This window comes from Anoxybacillus sp. UARK-01 (assembly GCF_002075365.1).
GTDB classification, from domain to species: Bacteria; Bacillota; Bacilli; order Bacillales; family Anoxybacillaceae; genus Anoxybacteroides; species Anoxybacteroides rupiense.
The window spans coordinates 188,076-206,794 of the sequence record NZ_NASY01000037.1 but is presented as its reverse complement, the minus strand read 5'-3'; the positions used below and the strand labels follow the sequence as shown (position 1 = coordinate 206,794).

Genomic DNA, 18,719 nt, shown 5'->3' with positions numbered 1-18,719 from the left:
ACCGCAGTATGATAGGCCATGATCATTAAGATATTTTTGTAAAGGCGGGCCAAGTTTTTTGAGGTGCGTTTTATTCATCAAACGCTCCATTGTATAAATCATTTTATTGGTTAGGGAAGTCATTGGTGGATGATGCGGAATCGAAAACGATAGACCACTTCGAACAGATACAAGCAGCAATGAAGGAGAATAGAAAGACGCTCTTCTTCCGTTCATTATAATAAAATAAAAGTAAAAGCTTCTCTTTCCTCTTTTTGATTACGCAGGAGTGCTGAATCATGTTTGTTTTTTTGCATATTTTCTCATGTTGTCATTTAAAAGTTATTTCGAATGTCTCGCCATCAAGCTCTAACTCCACATGATGGTTCCCGGTTAGAAATTCATCGCATATTATGGATAATTTATTATTAGACCAACCATGAAGCTGGATATTATCCATTTTTATTGGACTATGTACTGGAATCTTATCTTCTAAATTCGATTTTATAATTTCAATATCATAATAATCAGCTATTACAAAATCTCCTAAAGGAGTTACAGTTAGACTTCGATATTGGGGATGAGACTCATATTCGACTAATTCTTCACTAAAACAATCAAGCTTAAATAAATAATCCGAAGTGAGAACAAGAACGATGTTATACTTATTTGATACTGCAACATCTCGCGGAAACCCTCGAAAGTTTCCACACCATTCTGTTAAATCATCATTTGTGAACTTTATCCAACTCCAATTTTGAGAGTTCCATGGACTCGAAATATCATATATCTTCTCCTTGTATTGCCCTGAATAAGGTTGATTGATTAACTCTGCTTTGGTTATCATTTCGTTTGTCCCCTTTGAACGTCTCCCAATGGTTTATACTTTTCAACGCTCAATACCAACTATTAATGAATGTGTTATCTTGAGGCTTAAATATTAGAATCACATGAATATGCCTTTATAAATTATCAATTCGGGATACTCTACATAAAATCCTCCTCAATTAGGAGGATTTCTTAGGTTTTTCTTTTTAGATGCGATCCATCGTTTAATTTTTAGGATAAGTTAGAATGGAATCGGCCATTATTCATCTGCTGTAACCCTACATAAACATCATCCAAACACCTGTGCCGCGATTCCATATAACGTCCCGTTTCGTGGGGGTAATTGCTTTGAATTTATAATCATGACTGGAGGCTGGCTTACTTTATAAAAATCATGCTGTTCCAGAAATAACATAAATTCTTCATGTCCTGATGGAACATCAATTCTTACTCTTCCTTGATGATTGCGAGCTAATTTATCTACCAATAAACACGCTATTTCAAAATTAGGAGCTACAATTGGACCTAAGATAAGATTGACAGGTCCTAGAATCGAAAGTCCATAGCCGATCACGGTTCCGTCCCTATCTTTTACAGTTAAACATTCTTTTGCTTGTTCAATCCTATTAATAAGGAATTTTTTTCTTTTCGCTCCAACCGCTCTTTCATCTAATGTTACTATTTGCGCTAAATCTTTTGGACTAAAAGTGTGTATTTCCATCTCCATTTTATCGTTTGATTGAATAGGGATATAACGATCACAAAGATATTTTTGGACACAATCCACTGCACTAAACCCCATTTTTTCATATAAAGGTTTTCCTTGTTCCGTCGCGATTAGCATAATAGTAGTATCCTTTGAAACCGTATCTATACACATTTGTGTAACAATTTTCCCAAGCCCCATTCCCCTGTATGCTTCATGAACGATTACCATGCCAATAGAAGCTAAAGAAGCGTCATAAGGGATAATAGCAGCGCTTGATACAACTTTCCCTTCTCTTTTATATCCGTAGATTTTTCCTGATTTTATTATTGTTCGAATTTCATGTTCATCATAATCCCATCCTACTGACGTGGAGAGCGCTATTAATGCCGGGATATCTTCATAACTTAATGTTACACAATCAATGGATTGATCTTTATGTGTTCTCATATAAATCCCCCCCTTTGTTGTTTACGAATTAAGAAAGACATTACGCCGGCACTTTAAGCATTTCTCCTTAATATAAACGACTTTGAAATTTGAAAATCTCATCAACCGCTTGACGATATCCGCTTACTTTTTGAAAGGATTCCCTAATCTTTGCCACTGCTTGGTGAAAAGCTGGTTCGTTTAACACGTGGTCTACGGCTTCACGCAGTTGATTTGCAGTCAAACTTTGCATTTCTAATTGAATACCGGCTCCGATATTGACAACTTGTTCTGCAATGATCGGCTGATCCGCGCTTTGTGGAATTACAATAAGCGGAACCCCATAATAAAGACCTTCATTAGTACTGTTCATTCCGCCGTGCGTAATAAATAATTGGCTGTATTTCAGCACCTCCATTTGTGGGACATAATTTTTTACAATGAAGTTTTTAGGAATCTCACCTAAATCCGAAATTTTCGTTTTTTTCCCAACAGACATGACAACAGTATAATCCGTATTCCCCAGTGCTTTAAAGCAAAGCTTATAGAAATCAATTGCTTGATTGAAGACCGTACCTAATGAAATGTAAATGAGACTTTTCCCCTTAATTTCAGTAAGATCGAAGTTTTCGTGTGATAATCGCGAAGAGATAGATGGACCTACAAATTTGTAAGTTTGGTCGAATGCTTCTCCAGAAGGTTGAAACTCTCTAGTTGTATAAACGATGGTAAGCGGTGCAGGATTACAAAAAACTTCATAAGGAGAATGGATCTCCACATGATATTTTTTCTCCACCATTTCTGCAAGGTGTTGAAATTCATCGTATACAGCGTTCAGTAGTTTTGCAGGAATTTCTTTCGAAAGATGTTCCAGCATTTTATCAAAGGAAGCTTTTGTCTGCGCAAAAGAAGTACAAGAATTGATAGCGGGAATTTCAAGAATTTGGGCGAGTAACCGTCCACAACCAAACATGGAATCATGGATGATGTAATCAAAATGCTCCCCGTTGATCTGTTCAAGAACGCTAGGTATGACGATATCTGCCGTACGTAAAAGACCGTTGACTCTTTCAAGCAAATAATTTCTTCCTCCTGAAAGAAAGGCTTTAAGAAATTTTTGATCATCAAACGTTCGTACAGTAGCCCCCGTCTTTTCCACTCGCTCTCGAAAAGCTTCGATCGTAAAGTATACAACCTCTTCTCCGCGTGAAATAAGCTCTTGAACAACTCCGATCGTTGGATTGACATGCCCTTCCGATCCAGCATTAATAAATAAAACACGCGCCATTTCTGTCACTCCTCAGCTGAATGGTTCTCTAAATTGTTAAAATAAGAGTTGTTTTTCATACAATATATGGAATTTGACTTTTGGATGTAACTTAAAATGATAGTTCGGAACCTCTGTATGTGTACATTGATACTTTGACAAACAAGTGTCGCTATGTATCCAGGTCTATCGTACTCACTATTTTATGTAAAACTTTTATCCATAAACGAGCCCGCTTACAAGTATATAATAGTACATATGTTCTTATTCTTCAATCATTTTGGCTAATGCCGACTGCCATCCATCTCCTTCTAATCATCGAGAGAAGGTTCTTCCGCTTTTAGAGGCGGAAGGCTTTTGTCAGGAAATACGTAATCATGATATCAATAAACTTTATAACACGAAAGATGGCTACACTTAATCTCTTATTTTCTGTATTTAAAAAACATATTTTTTCATACAAGTTCATCACCTTTCCGTTGCATTTATAAATCTTTCCTTCATGCTTTCTGCATTTTTTCTGTAAAACAAATGAGAGATCTAAAAAGCCTATCGATTATGATTGCCTTACTTTTCAAATTATTTTATCATATTAAGCATCTTAACTGATGTGTAAACATGGCTTTATTTACAATCTGGAATAATGGAAAGGAGAAAAAGATGGAACCATTTGTGCAGCAGCCAACAGGTGTATTTCCGTCCGTTTGTTCTCTGGATTGTCCCGATCAATGCGGGTTGCTCGTACATAAGCAAGATGGAAAAATCGTGAAAATCCAAGGAGATCCGGATCATCCTGTGACAAAAGGCAATATATGCAATAAAGTGCGGAATATGACCGAACGAATTTACGATCCCAAGCGCTTGAAATATCCATTGAAACGTACAGGGGCTAAAGGTGAAGGAAAATTTACGCGGATCAGCTGGGACGAAGCGATGGAGACCATTACGGCAAAATGGAAAGAGCTGATTGAAACAGAAGGACCTGAAAGCATTCTTCCGTATAGCTTTTATGGCAATATGGGGAGACTTAGCGCCGAAGGAATGGATCGGCGGTTTTTCCATCGGTTGGGCGCCTCCCTGTTGGATCGAACCATTTGTTCGTCAGCTGGATCAGAAGGACTTCAATATACAATGGGAGGCGGCTTTGGAACAGATCCGGAAGATACGATTCATGCAAAACTCATCATCTTCTGGGGAATCAATGCGGTCAGCACGAACATGCATCAAGTAGTATTGGCCCAAAAAGCCCGAAAAAACGGAGCAAAGATCATTGTTATTGATGTTCATAAAAATCAAACCGGCCAGTTCGCCGATTGGTTCATTCCGATCTTGCCGGGTACCGATGCGGCTCTCGCTTTAGGCGTGATGCACATTTTGTTTATGGAAAATATGGTAGACGATGACTTTCTGGCGAAATATACAGTCGGACATGAAGAATTGCGTGAGCATGTCGTCCAATACGACCCTGTCACGGTTTCCAAAGTAACAGGTGTTCCTGTTGCAGATATTTATCAGCTTGCTAGATGGTATGGGCAAACAACACCTTCTTTTATTCGAATTGGCAATGGCCTTCAGCATCACGACAATGGAGGCATGTGTATCCGGACCATCGCTTGCCTTCCTGCCTTGACCGGACAATGGCTTGTCAAAGGCGGCGGAGCGATCAAATCCAATAGCGGCTATTTGGCGCTTAATCAAAAGAGCTTGCAGCGCCCGGATTTGCTGCAAAAGAAGGATACGCGAATCATTAACATGAATCTGCTCGGCCGGGCATTATTGGAACAAGATCCGCCGATCAAATCTTTATTCGTGTATGGTACAAACCCGGCAGTGGTCGCCCCGGATAGCAATAAGGTAAGGAGAGGATTGACAAGAGAAGATCTTTTTGTCGTCGTGCATGACTTATTTTTAACAGAAACAGCCAAATATGCAGATATTGTGCTTCCTGCCACCTCTTCATTCGAAAATACGGATCTTTATACCTCATACTGGCACCATTATATTCAAATCCAGCAGCCTGTAATTGAACGGTATGGAGAGGCCAAATCCAATGTCGAAGTATTTCAATTGCTTGCGAAAAACATGGGCTTTGAGGATTCATGTTTATACGAAACCGAAGAGGAAATGATTAGGCAAGCCTTGGATAACCCAAATCATCCTTTTTTGCAAGGAATCGATTATGAAGCATTGGTGGAAAAGCAGTATATAAAAGCAAATGTCAAACCGTTGCTGCCGGGAAAGCTGCCGACTCCAAGCGGAAAAATTGAACTTTATTCGAGAAAAATGGAACAAGATGGCTATCCACCGTTGCCAACCTATACACCGATTGCTAATGATGGAGACTTTCCATTTTTATTTGTGCCTGGTCCCAATCATAATTTCTTAAACACCACTTTTTCGAATCACGAAAAACACATTTCTTTCGAAAAAGAACCGCGTTTATATATGAATATCCAAGATGCTTTATCGAAAGGGATTCAGGATGGAGACCAAATCCGGGTGTGGAATGATCGCGGGGAATGTATATTGAAAGTTTCTGTTGGAGAACATGTGCTTCCTGGTGTCGTTGTCACGCAAGGGCTTTGGGCAGATTCTCCAGGCGCGAAACGTTTAATAAACTCCCTTACTCCAGATCGGATCGCCGATATGGGCGGTGGAGCCACTTTTTTTTCAGGACGTGTCGATGTGGAGAAATGTTAGGATGAAAAGGAGATTATTGGCGTGAATAGGTGCACCACGGCTCCCCTCTTTTCACACCAAACACAAAGGTTGAAATCGAGGATGCATCTTTTTGCTTGTTTTTGATGTGATGTAAGGCAAGTCATTGACTTGCCTTTGTTCGTTGAAACAATAGGATGCTGCCTTTGCATGGGTGATCCGTTCCAATTTCTACTTATCCTTAACTGGTAAAATCACTTATGCGATATAATAAATAGCCGTTAATGGATCGATTCATCTTGAACACATGTGCGTTATCGTGTTCTTAACCACTGTTGGGACATCGCTTATTTCAAAATCTTAAATCCATATTTTTCAAAGATTCGGCGAGCCTCTTTTGTCTGTATGTATTGGTAGAAAGTTGTCGCTTCTGTTTTATGCTTCGTATTCTTTATGATCCCGACCGGATAAATAATCGGATCATGCGTATTACCAGCTGCTGTGTCAACCATTTTGACTTTATCAGAGATTTGGGCATCCGTTTTGAATACAATCCCCGCATCCACCGTATTTGTTTCTACATACAATAATACTTGACGCACATCCTTCGTATACACGATTTTCCCTTCTAATTTTGTCCAAAGATTTAACTTGGACAATGTTTGCTTTCCGTATTGGCCTGCTGGAGTTGTTTCAGGATTCCCGATGGCCAATTGTTTGATGTTGCCGTCTCCTAAAGACGGAAAATCTTTTATAGTACCTGCTTTGTCTTTCGGAACGATTAAAACGAGTTCATTTCCTAACAAATTTTTACTCTCTTCCTTGTTAATCAATCCTTTGTCTACGAGAGGGCGAAATTTATCTTCAGCAGCTGAGAAAAATAAATCAACTGGCGCTCCTTGTTCGATTTGCTGCTGTAGTGCGCCAGAACTTCCAAAGTTAAAGGATAATTTGATATTTTTGTGTTCCTTCTCATACTGTTTCTGGATTTCCGTCAGCGCGTCTTGTAAACTGGATGCTGCTGAGATGGTTAGTTTTACGGTCTGCTTCGCTTCCTGTTTTTCCTCTTGATTCGTACAACCAAAAAGAAAGAGGAAAGAAGCACACAAAAACATACTCATGATCACGCGAATCGAATGCTTCATGATTCTGTTCCTTCCTTTCTTCATCTATCATTAATAACACTAATTATAATTATTTTAAATCATTTTGTACATTATATATTTAAATTATATAAGATATAACTAAATATAAAAAATGTTAAATCATATGGAAAACAAAAGCCAGAGTTTTCAAGAGAGAACTCTGGCTGCCCTTCATTCCAGCTTTAAATTGGCTGGATATCACTCGATTCATGTTTCATAAACCACCTGTCCTGTTTGTGATAAATCGTAGCCGCCTAATGCTTCCAAATCATTTCGAAAGCTGTCAGAGCTTAAAATTTGCAGCACTTGACTTATTAATTCTCGATTCTCCTCATTCTTTAAAATCACCAAATCATACTTTTCGTTGACAAGCGGAATGAAATCAACCTCTTTCACTAGATTAGCGCCCCTTTCAATTCCGACGCCGACATCCGCTCTCCCTTTGGCGACAGCACTTGCGACACTGACATGATTGGTTACCTCGTCATCGTAACCATTGATTCCAGATACAGGGATGCGATATTTTTTCAAACTTTCATCCAGTAAAACTCGAGCGCCAGCTCCTTTTTCACGGTTCACCATTTTTATATCTTTTTTTCTTAAATCTTCCCAATGCTTTATATTCAATGGATTGCCTTTTTTGACATAAAAGCCTGCCCTCCTAGCCAGCAGTCGAATGACGATATACTGAAAATTCACGAGTATCTTATTGATATAGGGAACATTATATTCACCAGAAACGCCTTCTATTAAATGTGTACTTACAATGTCTGAATAGCCCTGATACATGGAAATAAGACTTTCCAAGCTCCCGGTATAAGAACGCAGTGGACGAAATTTCTTCGAGGATGTTTCTAAGTAGTTAGCCAAAATATCTAAACTGATATCTTGACCACTTATGACTAATCGCCTTACTTGCAAATACTCTTGTGTGTCGCTTGTTGTTTCTTTATGATGGAATGGCTGTAGCTTTCCTTTTGACCGTTTGATATACTCTTCTAAATCAGAAGGATCGATTCTCATTTGCCGTCCGACACGATAAGCAGGCAATCGCCCTTTTTTCACCAAATCGTATACAGTTAATTTGGAAACTTTTAATATGTTAGCAACTTCCTCGGTTGTATAAGAATGATTTTTTTCCATAACCACTTAACTCCTCCATTGAAAAGTTTGATTATAAGTAATTAAATTTAATTTTATATAATATATTGATAACCTCCATACCATCATTTATAGTTGATGATATAGATCATCTGTCATGTATCTCTTTTTCGATGAAGCGACCGTTTGATTTTTCGCCTGCCCTGGCGGCCGAATAATGAACGCTGGCGGTCTTGTCCAAGGAAAGAGCATAACAACTTGTGTTTTATTATAATTATATCATTCCTTCTACGCTGAAGCTGATAATCATGAAATATTTAAAAGGTGACTGGAAACCATGAATTACTCTCCGCTTATACTCTCGTTAAAAACAGCTACCATCGCAACGCTGATCGTCTTTATTGCCGGGGTTGTGTTGGCGCGATTGATCAGCCGTAGTTCCTTTAGAGGAAAAAGTATGATAGAAGCGGTCATTTTATTGCCGCTTGTGCTTCCCCCTACCGTTGTGGGGTTTGGTTTATTATATGTATTCGGTAAAAACGGGTTTATAGGCCGATTACTGCTTGATTGGTTTGATTTCCAGATTGTTTTCACGTGGTATGGTGTAGTGATTGCAGCTGTAGTTGTATCCTTCCCTTTAATGTATCAAAGTGCCGCTGCAGCGTTCCAGCAGTATGACCAAAATATTGAAAATGCGGCTTATACGATGGGAGCCTCTAAATGGAGAGTGTTTTGGACGATCTCCTTTCCGCTTGCATGGCCGGGTTTGTTATCTGGCCTCGTTTTATCCTTTGCCCGAGCGTTAGGAGAATTCGGCGCTACCCTCATGATCGCTGGTTATATTCCGAACGTTACCGACACCATTCCTCTCGCCATCTATTTTGCCGTGGAGTCAGGAAATATGGAGGTAGCAAAATTTTGGGTGATAATGATCGTTTGCCTTGGCTTTAGTGCTATTTTATGGCTTAATTGGTGGAGCAAAAAGAACATGATGAAACATATACACAAATAAAAGCAGCACGTGAATCCGAAACCTTATTGGTATTGCGCAAAGGAGTTTTTCTTATGCTTGTCGTCGATATCCAAAAAAAACTTTCCCATTTTGAATTAAATGTCAACTTTTCGGTAGCAAATGAGATTGTTGTCCTTTTTGGCCCTTCTGGATCTGGGAAAACGACCATCTTAAATTGTATTGCTGGAATCAGTAAGCCCACTGCCGGAAGCATCCAGCTCCATGACACGATTTTATTTCAACATAAGAAGGTGTTTGTCCCGATCCAAAAAAGAAATATTGGCTATGTATTTCAGGATTACGCGCTTTTTCCGCATATGACGGTTTGGAAAAATATTGCTTATGGTATGAAAAACGAAAGCTTTGCAAAAGAATTAATGAAAGAGCTGCGAATTGATCATCTTAGAGACAACTATCCATCTGAGATTTCAGGTGGTGAAAAACAACGGGTCGCTATTGCTCGAGCCATCGCCACCGAGCCGGATGCTTTGCTTTTAGACGAACCTTTTTCTGCTTTAGATGAACAAACAAGGTTGAAAGGCCATGAGGAATTATTACGTATCCATAAACATTGGAGGATTCCTATTATACTAGTAACACACCATAATGAGGAAGCAAAAAAATTAGGGGATCGAATCTTATATTTACATGAAGGAAAAATTCATGACGATAAAATGAAAGCGGACCTTTCCCCGACTTATTCATCCTCAACAAACTGAACATGCTTTCTCATATTCTAAAAGATCCATCTCTTAAATCATGAGAAAGCCTCCCTCTTATTATCAGGAATCATCCTTCGTCTAGAGACGGGAGGTTTCTCGATGAAAAACGTTAGTGAGCGCGGCCAACTTTGATGAAAGCGTGTTTGAACCCCTTTTTCTCTAGACATTCACCGTTCAAATATAAAAGACATTTAACATTCGGGAATGTAATTCAATCTAATTATATCTTATTTCTCATCCGAACCCAGTAAAGGAGTGCGTGCTTCTAAATGATTGTTTATTTTCACTTCCGAGAAGATGATATGGGTAAGAGTGGTGGCAAAGGCAGAAATGTCATTAATAAACTCTTCGATTTCCTCTAATCGACTCACCGTCAGCATCACCATATAGCATGCTCGTCCGGCAATACGATAACAAGATAATGCGGTTGGGTACTGTTCAATAAACTCTTTGAATCGCTTATATTCCCCGTTTTTGATCGTCACTTCCATCATACAGTCGATCGTAAATCCCAGTTTTTTGCGATTGATTTGAATGGTGTATCCCTCAATCACTCCATGTTCCTCTAATCTTTTCACTCTTTCGGTAACCGAAGGAGGCGATAAGCGGACTTTCCTTCCTAACTCTCTCATGGACAAACGGGAGTTTTTCTTTAACTCTGCAAGGATGTGTAAGTCAATCTCATCTATTTTCATTTGTAAACCCTTCCTTTATTTTTTGTTTCATATGAATGATTTTTTTAACAAATTCATTTTATATTAAATACCAATTACACTTCAAACCTTTTAAAATAAAGAAAAAAGAAAGGATGGAATCAATGGCTAGAATTTCATTTTCCTTATATGGAGAAACCCCATTTCAACAATTGCTCGGTCACAATCCAACCATTATGGAAGCATGGAGGCGGCTAGGCGAAGAACTTGAAAAAAATGGTCTTCTTTCGTCCCAATTGAAAGAACAAGTGCGGCGCATGCTTGCTCAAAACAATGGTTGTGAATACTGCAAAGCAAAAGGAAAGCCGGAACCGCATTTATTTGATGAAAAAGCATCACTGGCTATCGGATTTGCGGAGGTGTTTGTCCAACAACAAGGACAAATCGGGGATTCGCTCTTTTCCGTCTTAAAAAAAGATTTTAGCGATGCAGAAATTAGCGAACTATGCGCATTTATTTGTTTTACAACCGCCTCGCAATATTTTGGTGCCATGATGAACTTACAGCCAAATGAAAAAATGAAGGAAGATAAAAATGAAGCAAAGCAACAAATTAACCCTCATGATTATTGATGTACAACAAGGCTTTGAGAATAAAAAATGGGGAGAACGTAATAATCCAGATGCCGTGAAAAACCTCTACCGTCTACTCCAAATATGGAGAGAACGAAAATGGCCTATTATACACGTCTAGCATCTATCTACTCATTCCTGATTCTCCCCTATGGGCCAACGGCAATGGGGTCTTATTTAAGGAGATTGTCAAGCCGAGAGACGAAGAGTGATCATTCAAAAAAACGGGAACAGCGCCTTTATAGGGACAAAGCCGGAACAGTACTTAAAAGATCACGATATCAATCATGTGGTGATTACCGGTTTAACGACCCCTCATTGTGTCTCCACTACTGCCAGAATGAGCAACAACTTAGGGTTTCATACCTACCTGGTTTCAGACGCGATAGAGTGCCAAGCACGCCCATTTACAAAAAGGAGCTTGGAATCACCAAGCTCCTTTCCTCATGCAAATTCGCAGATCCTTTATAACGATAACGCGCTCTTCCACCTATTCGTCGATGAGTGATCAATTAGTTGATTCCCTTATCCAACTTCCGTTTTTTCTCTAAAAGCAACTGAAATTCCTTCTCGAGTTCTTCACTTGGCTCCATACTTAGTCGGCTGAGCACCTCTGACATTTTCGTTTCAAGTAAGAGCCGTTGATCTGCTTGCGTATCCGCATGGCGATCTTTTTGACGGACATGTTGTTCATATTGTTGATAGGTGCCATCAAACCATTGAATGACTTTGTCCTGGATGACCAGCATTTTTGTCGCGACATTTTCAATGAATCGGCGGTCGTGCGAGGCGAAGATGACGGTTCCTTTATATTCTTGTAACAGCGATTCCAATGCACGAGCTGCTTCAATATCGAGAAAATTCGTCGGTTCATCTAAAATGAGTGTATTCACATCACTGACAAATAATTTGCCCAGCGCTACTTTTACCCGTTCGCCGCCACTTAAAACTCCTATTGGCTTATACACATCATCTCTGAAAAAATGCAATCTTGCAAGAATGGTACGAATCAGTGTTTCCTCTTGTTTGGAAGTGGATTGTACATTCTCTAAAATCGACTTTTCAACGTCTAAAATATCTAAGTTTTGACTAAAATATCCGATTTTCGCGATTGGCGAAATGACAATCCCGTCATCCCGATGAATCATTTTTTTAAGAAGTGTCGTTTTTCCGCTCCCATTTGGACCGATCACTGCCAGTTTATCTCCGCCGCGTACATGAAAACTAGTTTTTTCCCATAAAACACGTTGGCCAATGACACCCGTAACCTCCTCAACACGTATGATGATGCGATCTTGAAAGGTTTCTTCATCGGGCAAACTCATGTTGATGGGAGCCGTTTCCTTTATTTTTTCCACTTTTTCCAGCTTTTCTAATCGAGTCTCCAGCGCTTTGGCGGTTTTTTGCAGCTTCTTTTGTTTTTTGGCAAAGTATGGTTTAGCACCCATGATGTTTGCTTCTGACCGGCTCACCTTTTTGGGAGCTTTTGTTGCTCTTTCTGCTTTTTGTTTTTTTAATTCCAATGCTCTCTCTAACGCTTGCTTCTTTTTTTCATACTGTTCATAAGCGGATTGCTGTCTGCGGCGTTCCAACTCTTTTTGTTCCAAGTAATCGCTGTAATTGCCTTTATACTCTTTGATCTTTCCTTCGTCCATTTCCCAAATGGTTGTGCAAAGGGCATCAAGAAAGGCCCAATCATGGGATACAATGACCAAAGCTCCCTTCCATTGGCTTAGTTTCTTTTCCAGCCATTCAATATGCTCTCGATCCAGATGGGTTGTTGGTTCATCCGCCAATAAGAGCTTCGGCGCTTTTGAAAAGAGGTCATTCATGTATGACTGTGTGACTTCTCCCCCGCTTTTGATCGCATCGATTCTTTTGAGCTGCGGCAAAAGCCCGCATTGAGCGCGACATAACACGCTTCCTTGTTCTGGAGAAATCTTTTTCGCTAATATGTTCAACAATGTCGTTTTTCCGCTGCCATTCTTGCCAACTAAGCCAATTCGGTCATTTTCATAAATGGCTAATCGTTCGATCTCAAACAATAATCGGTCTTTTACATAGTGCTTCACATTCAATGCTTCTAAAAGCATCATATCATCATCCCCATTTTTCTGTGTTTTTGGGGACAAAAAGGCCCCCTATCCGTTTCCAGAATAGGAGGCATGGACATCGTCAGACACCAAAAAGAGGCACACTCTATTTGGGTGCAACAAACGATAGAAATGCAATCCTATTCTGAAAACTTTAACTGAAGGCAACACAAAGAAAACAGAAATCGTCTTCCGCTAAAGAATGCCTTCAATTAACGTCTTTTCAAAATAGGATTAGCACTTCATGTTCGTCGATTCACCCTTCCGTTCGTATTGATTCGCCTTGATTTTAAACAATATCTTAATCATTGTCAAATGTTGTATATCCAAACGGGCTCTCTTATACATAAACGAAGAGTGATGTTCTTCCATCATCAGGAGGATCGATTCCAGCATACACCCCGCAAATTCACCAATCAGATCGAACTAATTTGTCCGTTTCCGGATTTGAAACGGTACTGGCTGGATGTTTGCTGAGCTTATCTGGGATTCTTAAGCTAGTTAATTTGTTAAGACGCAATAAGCCTGTGAGAGACACCATTGATCGCCTGATTGTCATGTCAATAGATTCATGTTGAAATGACGGGAATATGTTATAATAATCAAGATACTGAAAACGAAGAAAGGAGCATATTCATGGCGGAAATTACAAATGAAATGATTTTGCAAGCGATTAAAGAACTGGCGGAGCAGCTAAAAAATCATGAGGAAGAAACCAATCAACGCTTTGAACAAATGGATCAACGCTTTGAACAAACAAATCATCAGCTGACGGAAATCAATGAGCAGCTCAGCCAAGTTGAGCAAAAGATTGTCCAGATGGATAAACAACTGACTGATGTAGCGAACGGGCAAAAAATTCTCGTGGAAGAGTTGTTTGAAAACAAAAAAGAAATAAAGCGAGTCAAAAATGTTCTCAACATATACTAATTTCATTCCGCCTATTGAACGGTTCTCTGTGCGGACTCTTGCAAACGAATGGTACCGTGAAACACAAACGGAGCATAAAATCAGCTTCTACTTTGCATTAGCCACTGCTTTCTTCTCAATAGCGTCCGACTACTGGAATCTTTTCCCGCTTCAACCGCCAAAGCGCTTTTCCACATTTCATATCCGTTATTTTGTATCAAGGAACATGAGAATGTGTCAAGCGAAAAAGGCTAAACATTCACTCTCAAATGATCACACATCACCAGTTTGCCTCTATCATTCGACTTCAAACAGGGTTCAAAGTTGCATTACATGATGAAAAGCCGATCAACTGTGCAGCTGCACGTTTTCGGCTTTTCATCGATAGATGGAAACAATGGAGAAAGAGTCTCCCTGTTTTTGCAAACCTTATTCTTGTGATAGTCTCATCGCAGCCATGATGGAAAACTTCCCGTTCCATCGCTTTGGGTACGTGAGTTACGCTTCGAAGAACGTTTGAAACAGCAAGTATCCGTTTAAGCCGATAATGATGATCGCTACGGCCCAAGCAAGAGCCTTGAGCCATAATGGATTTGCAAATTCCCCCATTTTCTTTTTATCGCTTGTAAATTGGACAAGAGGGACAACGGCAAAAGAAAGCTGCAAAGAGAGAATCACTTGACTGAAAATAAGCAATTGAGCCGTTCCGCTTTCACCATAAAGAGCTGTAACGATCACAGCTGGGATAATCGCGATCAATCGGGTAATAAGTCTTCTTAACCAACCAGGAAGACGAATGTTGAGAAAGCCTTCCATCACAATTTGTCCCGCTAACGTTCCTGTTAATGTCGAGTTTTGTCCAGAAGCTAACAAAGCAACTCCAAACAAAATGCTTCCCATCGTCGTTCCGAGCAGCGGCGCAAGCAAATGATAAGCATCACTGATTTCCGCCACCTCTTTCATCCCTGCTTGATGAAAGGTAGCAGCTGAAACAATGAGAATGGCGGCATTAATAAATAAGGCAAAAAACAAGGCAATGGTCGAATCCCATGTAGCATATTGAATGGCTTGCCGTTTTCCTGCATGTGTTTGCTCATATTGGCGCGTTTGTACAATGGAAGAATGTAAATATAGATTATGCGGCATGACGGTCGCGCCTAAAATACCAATTGCGATATAAAGCATCGATGGATTGTGGACGATTTCGGCACTTGGAACAAATCCCTTCAATATACCGCCGACATCCGGCTTGGAAAGAAAGATTTCTGTTGCAAAGCAAGCGCCAATCGTTCCAATTAAAACGATCACCAATGTTTCGATATAACGAAACCCTTTATTTTGCAATAGCAGTACGACCAGTACATCCACGGCGGTGATCAGGACTCCATATATTAACGGAAGACCAAACAATAAATTCAGCGCGATGGCCGAACCGATGACCTCTGCTAGATCGCATGCCGCAATAGCCAACTCGCATAATATCCACAATACGATCGCAGCAGGTTTGCTATAATGATCGCGGCAGGCTTGTGCTAAATCTCTTCCTGTTACAATTCCAAGCTTCCCGGCTAAGGCTTGAAGCAAGATTGCCATTAAATTAGAAAGTAAAATGACGGAAAGAAGCGTGTATCCAAACTGCGAGCCCCCGGCAATATCGGTCGCCCAGTTTCCAGGATCCATATATCCCACGGCCACTAAATACCCTGGCCCGGCAAACGCAAGAAACTTTTTGAACCAAGATCCCGTTTTGGGAATGCGCAAACTTCGATAGACTTCAGGCAACGTTGGTTGTGTTCGTTGCTTTCTCCATCCAGTTTCAACTGCAGTCGGCAGTTTTTTATGATTTTTATTCATAATGGCCACCTCATGATTGGTGTTCACTAAATATTTTGTACAGAGCAAACTTTTATTGCAAAAAAATTTGCTGATAAAACAGACCGACTTTAACGGCCTTCGTCAGAGTGAAAAAAGATTCGTTCGATCTTCTAATATATGTAAAGAGAAAAGAAACGTTAACTAGATAAATTGTACATCGGAAATTTTTTAAGTCAAGAAAATAACGTTGAACAACGTTCCCTGTCCTAAACGATGTTTTACAAGAAGATTTTCATCATTTCATGCTTTCCATATACAAAACATCTGTATTTGTTGATAATATAAGCATCTGTTATTCTAAAAAAATGGATAAATCTTTTTTTCATTTGTCAACCTATTATAAAAACGTCCGTTGGAAGTGTGTCTACGCCATCACTACCATCAAACCAATATATATAGCCGCTCCCCACATCACTAAGGCCGAGCCCTTGTTAAGGATTCGCAGCAGTCGTCCAGATGGATCTAGCTTCCCTGTTAGTTTTCCCATCAATGCTAAAAGGATGAACCATACCCATGAAACAATGATACATGCGGCCGTAAACGCAATCTTTTCTGAACCCGTATAGCTGAGTGAGCTTGTTCCGATCACCCCGATAGTGTCAAGAATTGCATGAGGATTCAGCAGCGACACCGAAGCGGAGAATGCAATTTGCTTCAAAGGGGTAAAAGCTTTCTCGGCTATCTGTTTGCTGCTATCGGCCGGAGTGCTTTTCCAAGTGTTCCATCCCATAAATAGCAAAAATAACAGACCAGCACACATCAGTATGGTTTTAAGCCAAAATGAACCTAAGATCGCAACAGATACACCGAAAACAGCAAGCATAATTAACAATGTATCGCATAGCGAAGCAGCCAAAACAACCGGTAGCGCTTGAATCAAGCGAGGCTGAAGAGCTCCTTGGTTAAAAACAAAAACATTTTGGACACCGAGCGGGAGAATCAACCCCAATGCAAGAATAAAACCATGAATAAAAGCTTCTGCCATTCTATCTATTCCCTCCTTGCGTGCGATTGATACATAATGATTATACTTGGATAGCCATCATTGTCTCCAACCAATTAGATGGATTTTATCCCAACCAAAATATAGAATCAAAGCAAGAAATAGAATTAACATAGCCCCCCTCCGGGGAAGTCTCTCGCCTCTAAACCAAGCGGGGAAGTTTTATCAACGAGCTTATTCTATTGTTCTAGCAAATTATTTTTATAAGGGAGAGAATGTTGCATGATCGAATTGGATTGGAAGCCTGATAAATCATCGCCAATCCCTCTTTATATTCAAATTAAGGACTATATAAGAGAAAAGATTGAAACAGGACAATGGACTGTAGGGACGAAAATTCCTCCGCAGCGTACATTGGCTCAAGCATGGGGCGTCAACCGCAGCACTATTGTTACGGCTGTGGAAGAATTAATCTCAGAGGGATTGCTCGAAGGAAAAAGCAGAAGCGGTACGAAGGTGATCAACAATACGTGGTCTTTGATGATGTCTGCCTCGCCCCCCGATTGGAACTCTTATGTGCAGGCAGGAATTCATCCGCCTAATTTACCTACGATACAGGAAATCAATAAAGCAGAATTTGCTCCTAACATCATTCGATTGGGGACAGGAGAGCTTTCTCCTGATCTATTTCCGCGTGAGATGATGAAACAAATCATGAATCGGGTATCGGACCGCATAGATTCGCTTGGTTACGAAGAACCGAAAGGATTGCTTTTTCTGAGAGAACAACTTAGTACATATTTAAAAACGATCGGAATCGAGGCTTCTCCATCCTCTATCTTGATTGTGTCAGGGGCCCTACAAGCATTGCAATTGATTTCAATAGGTTTATTACATCGGGGTTCTACCATCTTTCTTGAGAAGCCATCGTATTTGTATTCTCTGCATGTGTTTCAATCCGCCGGCATGCGGTTATTTGGGCTTCCTTTAGATGGAAATGGTGTTCAAGCAAAAATGATTGCGCAACAAAAGAAGAGACAGAATGCTTCACTACTTTATACGATTCCATCTTTCCATAATCCAACAGGTATATTGATGTCTAAAGAGAGACGAAGAGAACTCATGGACGTATGTGAACAAGAGCAGCTGCCAATTATTGAAGATGACGTATACCGAGAACTCTGGATAGATTCACCGCCGCCTCTCCCCTTAAAAACTATTGATAAGAACGGACTTGTTCTATACTTAGGCAGCATATCGAAAACATTGAGTCCTGGTTTGCGCATCGGCTGGATGGTCGGACCAAAGCCTGTCATTGAACGACTAGCAGATATTAAAATGCAAACGGATTATGGATCGAGTTCCTTATCTCAATGGGTTGCGGCGGAATGGCTATCAAGTGGATTGTATCACCAACATTTAGAAAAAGTCAGAACAGAATTGAAGGTGCGCAGAGATGTCATGATTAATTCGTTACAAAAGCACTTTTTCGACATTGCCACATGGTCTGTTCCTAAGGGCGTTTTTTATCTATGGCTGCGCTTATTACCTCCGATTTCTAGCAGAAAGCTTTTTGAAAAAGCGTTAGAGCACGGAATTTTGTTAAATCCGGGAAATGTCTACGATCATCATGCAACCCAGTATCTTCGGCTTTCTTATTCCTATGCATCCTTGGATGAACTTGAAAACGGCATCTTTCGTTTGTCAGAAGTGATTCGTCAACTAACCTTATAACTCTTTTCTATCATCTATTTTACCTCTTTCCTT

Annotated in this window: 16 protein-coding genes; 7 read left to right on the top strand and 9 right to left on the bottom strand. The window is 40.0% G+C overall.

Going from position 1 to position 18,719, the window contains the following annotated elements; genetic code table 11:
- Positions 1-310: 310 nt before the first annotated feature.
- The 3 genes from B6A27_RS08310 to B6A27_RS08300 form a co-directional block, all read right to left on the bottom strand.
- Positions 311-826, bottom strand: a complete 516-nt coding sequence (locus tag B6A27_RS08310; protein WP_080861370.1) for a hypothetical protein — start codon at positions 824-826, stop codon at positions 311-313.
- Between the two features lie 270 nt (positions 827-1,096).
- Positions 1,097-1,963 carry a GNAT family N-acetyltransferase gene (locus B6A27_RS08305; protein ID WP_080861362.1) on the bottom strand — a complete coding sequence of 289 codons (867 nt, stop codon included), beginning with the start codon at positions 1,961-1,963 and terminating at the stop codon, positions 1,097-1,099.
- A gap of 67 nt (positions 1,964-2,030) precedes the next feature.
- Positions 2,031-3,230 carry a macrolide family glycosyltransferase gene (locus B6A27_RS08300; RefSeq protein ID WP_080861358.1) on the bottom strand — a complete coding sequence of 400 codons (1,200 nt, stop codon included), beginning with the start codon at positions 3,228-3,230 and terminating at the stop codon, positions 2,031-2,033.
- 639 nt (positions 3,231-3,869) lie between these two features.
- Here B6A27_RS08300 and B6A27_RS08295 point away from each other — a divergent pair.
- A complete protein-coding gene (locus B6A27_RS08295; RefSeq protein WP_080861354.1) occupies positions 3,870-5,909 on the top strand; it encodes a molybdopterin oxidoreductase family protein in 2,040 nt (679 codons plus the stop codon).
- A 305-nt stretch (positions 5,910-6,214) separates the two neighbouring features.
- Here the strand turns inward: B6A27_RS08295 and modA are convergent, their stop codons facing one another.
- The gene (gene modA, locus B6A27_RS08290) at positions 6,215-7,015 is read right to left on the bottom strand and encodes a molybdate ABC transporter substrate-binding protein (RefSeq protein WP_369818763.1); all 801 of its coding nucleotides are present in this window, start codon (positions 7,013-7,015) and stop codon (positions 6,215-6,217) included.
- Between the two features lie 204 nt (positions 7,016-7,219).
- Positions 7,220-8,155 (bottom strand): helix-turn-helix transcriptional regulator, encoded by a 936-nt coding sequence (locus tag B6A27_RS08285; protein WP_080861351.1) that lies wholly within the window; start codon positions 8,153-8,155, stop codon positions 7,220-7,222.
- A gap of 295 nt (positions 8,156-8,450) precedes the next feature.
- On the opposite strand from B6A27_RS08285, the gene modB reads away from it, so the two are divergent.
- Complete coding sequence (gene modB, locus B6A27_RS08280; RefSeq protein WP_080861346.1) at positions 8,451-9,125, top strand: molybdate ABC transporter permease subunit; 675 nt, start codon at positions 8,451-8,453, stop codon at positions 9,123-9,125.
- Positions 9,126-9,178: 53 nt separating this feature from the next.
- Positions 9,179-9,844 (top strand): ATP-binding cassette domain-containing protein, encoded by a 666-nt coding sequence (locus B6A27_RS08275; protein WP_080861343.1) that lies wholly within the window; start codon positions 9,179-9,181, stop codon positions 9,842-9,844.
- Positions 9,845-10,074: 230 nt separating this feature from the next.
- Here the strand turns inward: B6A27_RS08275 and B6A27_RS08270 are convergent, their stop codons facing one another.
- A complete protein-coding gene (locus tag B6A27_RS08270) occupies positions 10,075-10,542 on the bottom strand; it encodes an Lrp/AsnC family transcriptional regulator (protein ID WP_080861340.1) in 468 nt (155 codons plus the stop codon).
- Between the two features lie 122 nt (positions 10,543-10,664).
- On the opposite strand from B6A27_RS08270, the gene B6A27_RS08265 reads away from it, so the two are divergent.
- Positions 10,665-11,132, top strand: a complete 468-nt coding sequence (locus tag B6A27_RS08265; protein ID WP_080861336.1) for a carboxymuconolactone decarboxylase family protein — start codon at positions 10,665-10,667, stop codon at positions 11,130-11,132.
- A gap of 208 nt (positions 11,133-11,340) precedes the next feature.
- A complete protein-coding gene (locus tag B6A27_RS19375) occupies positions 11,341-11,640 on the top strand; it encodes a cysteine hydrolase family protein (RefSeq protein ID WP_311975619.1) in 300 nt (99 codons plus the stop codon).
- Between the two features lie 4 nt (positions 11,641-11,644).
- On the opposite strand, the gene B6A27_RS08255 is transcribed toward B6A27_RS19375, so the two are convergent.
- Positions 11,645-13,228 (bottom strand): Vga family ABC-F type ribosomal protection protein, encoded by a 1,584-nt coding sequence (locus tag B6A27_RS08255; RefSeq protein ID WP_080861455.1) that lies wholly within the window; start codon positions 13,226-13,228, stop codon positions 11,645-11,647.
- Positions 13,229-13,861: 633 nt separating this feature from the next.
- Here B6A27_RS08255 and B6A27_RS08250 point away from each other — a divergent pair.
- Positions 13,862-14,155, top strand: coding sequence for a hypothetical protein (locus B6A27_RS08250; RefSeq protein WP_080861335.1), 294 nt, complete (start codon positions 13,862-13,864; stop codon positions 14,153-14,155).
- A gap of 477 nt (positions 14,156-14,632) precedes the next feature.
- Here the strand turns inward: B6A27_RS08250 and B6A27_RS08245 are convergent, their stop codons facing one another.
- Together B6A27_RS08245 and B6A27_RS08240 are read right to left on the bottom strand one after the other, a co-directional pair.
- Positions 14,633-15,988 carry an Nramp family divalent metal transporter gene (locus tag B6A27_RS08245; RefSeq protein WP_197431026.1) on the bottom strand — a complete coding sequence of 452 codons (1,356 nt, stop codon included), beginning with the start codon at positions 15,986-15,988 and terminating at the stop codon, positions 14,633-14,635.
- Positions 15,989-16,373: 385 nt separating this feature from the next.
- Positions 16,374-16,994, bottom strand: a complete 621-nt coding sequence (locus B6A27_RS08240) for a LysE/ArgO family amino acid transporter (protein WP_080861334.1) — start codon at positions 16,992-16,994, stop codon at positions 16,374-16,376.
- Between the two features lie 240 nt (positions 16,995-17,234).
- On the opposite strand from B6A27_RS08240, the gene pdxR reads away from it, so the two are divergent.
- Positions 17,235-18,686: a MocR-like pyridoxine biosynthesis transcription factor PdxR gene (gene pdxR, locus B6A27_RS08235; protein WP_080861330.1), complete on the top strand. Its 1,452-nt coding sequence runs from the start codon at positions 17,235-17,237 to the stop codon at positions 18,684-18,686.
- The last annotated feature ends 33 nt before the right edge of the window (positions 18,687-18,719 follow it).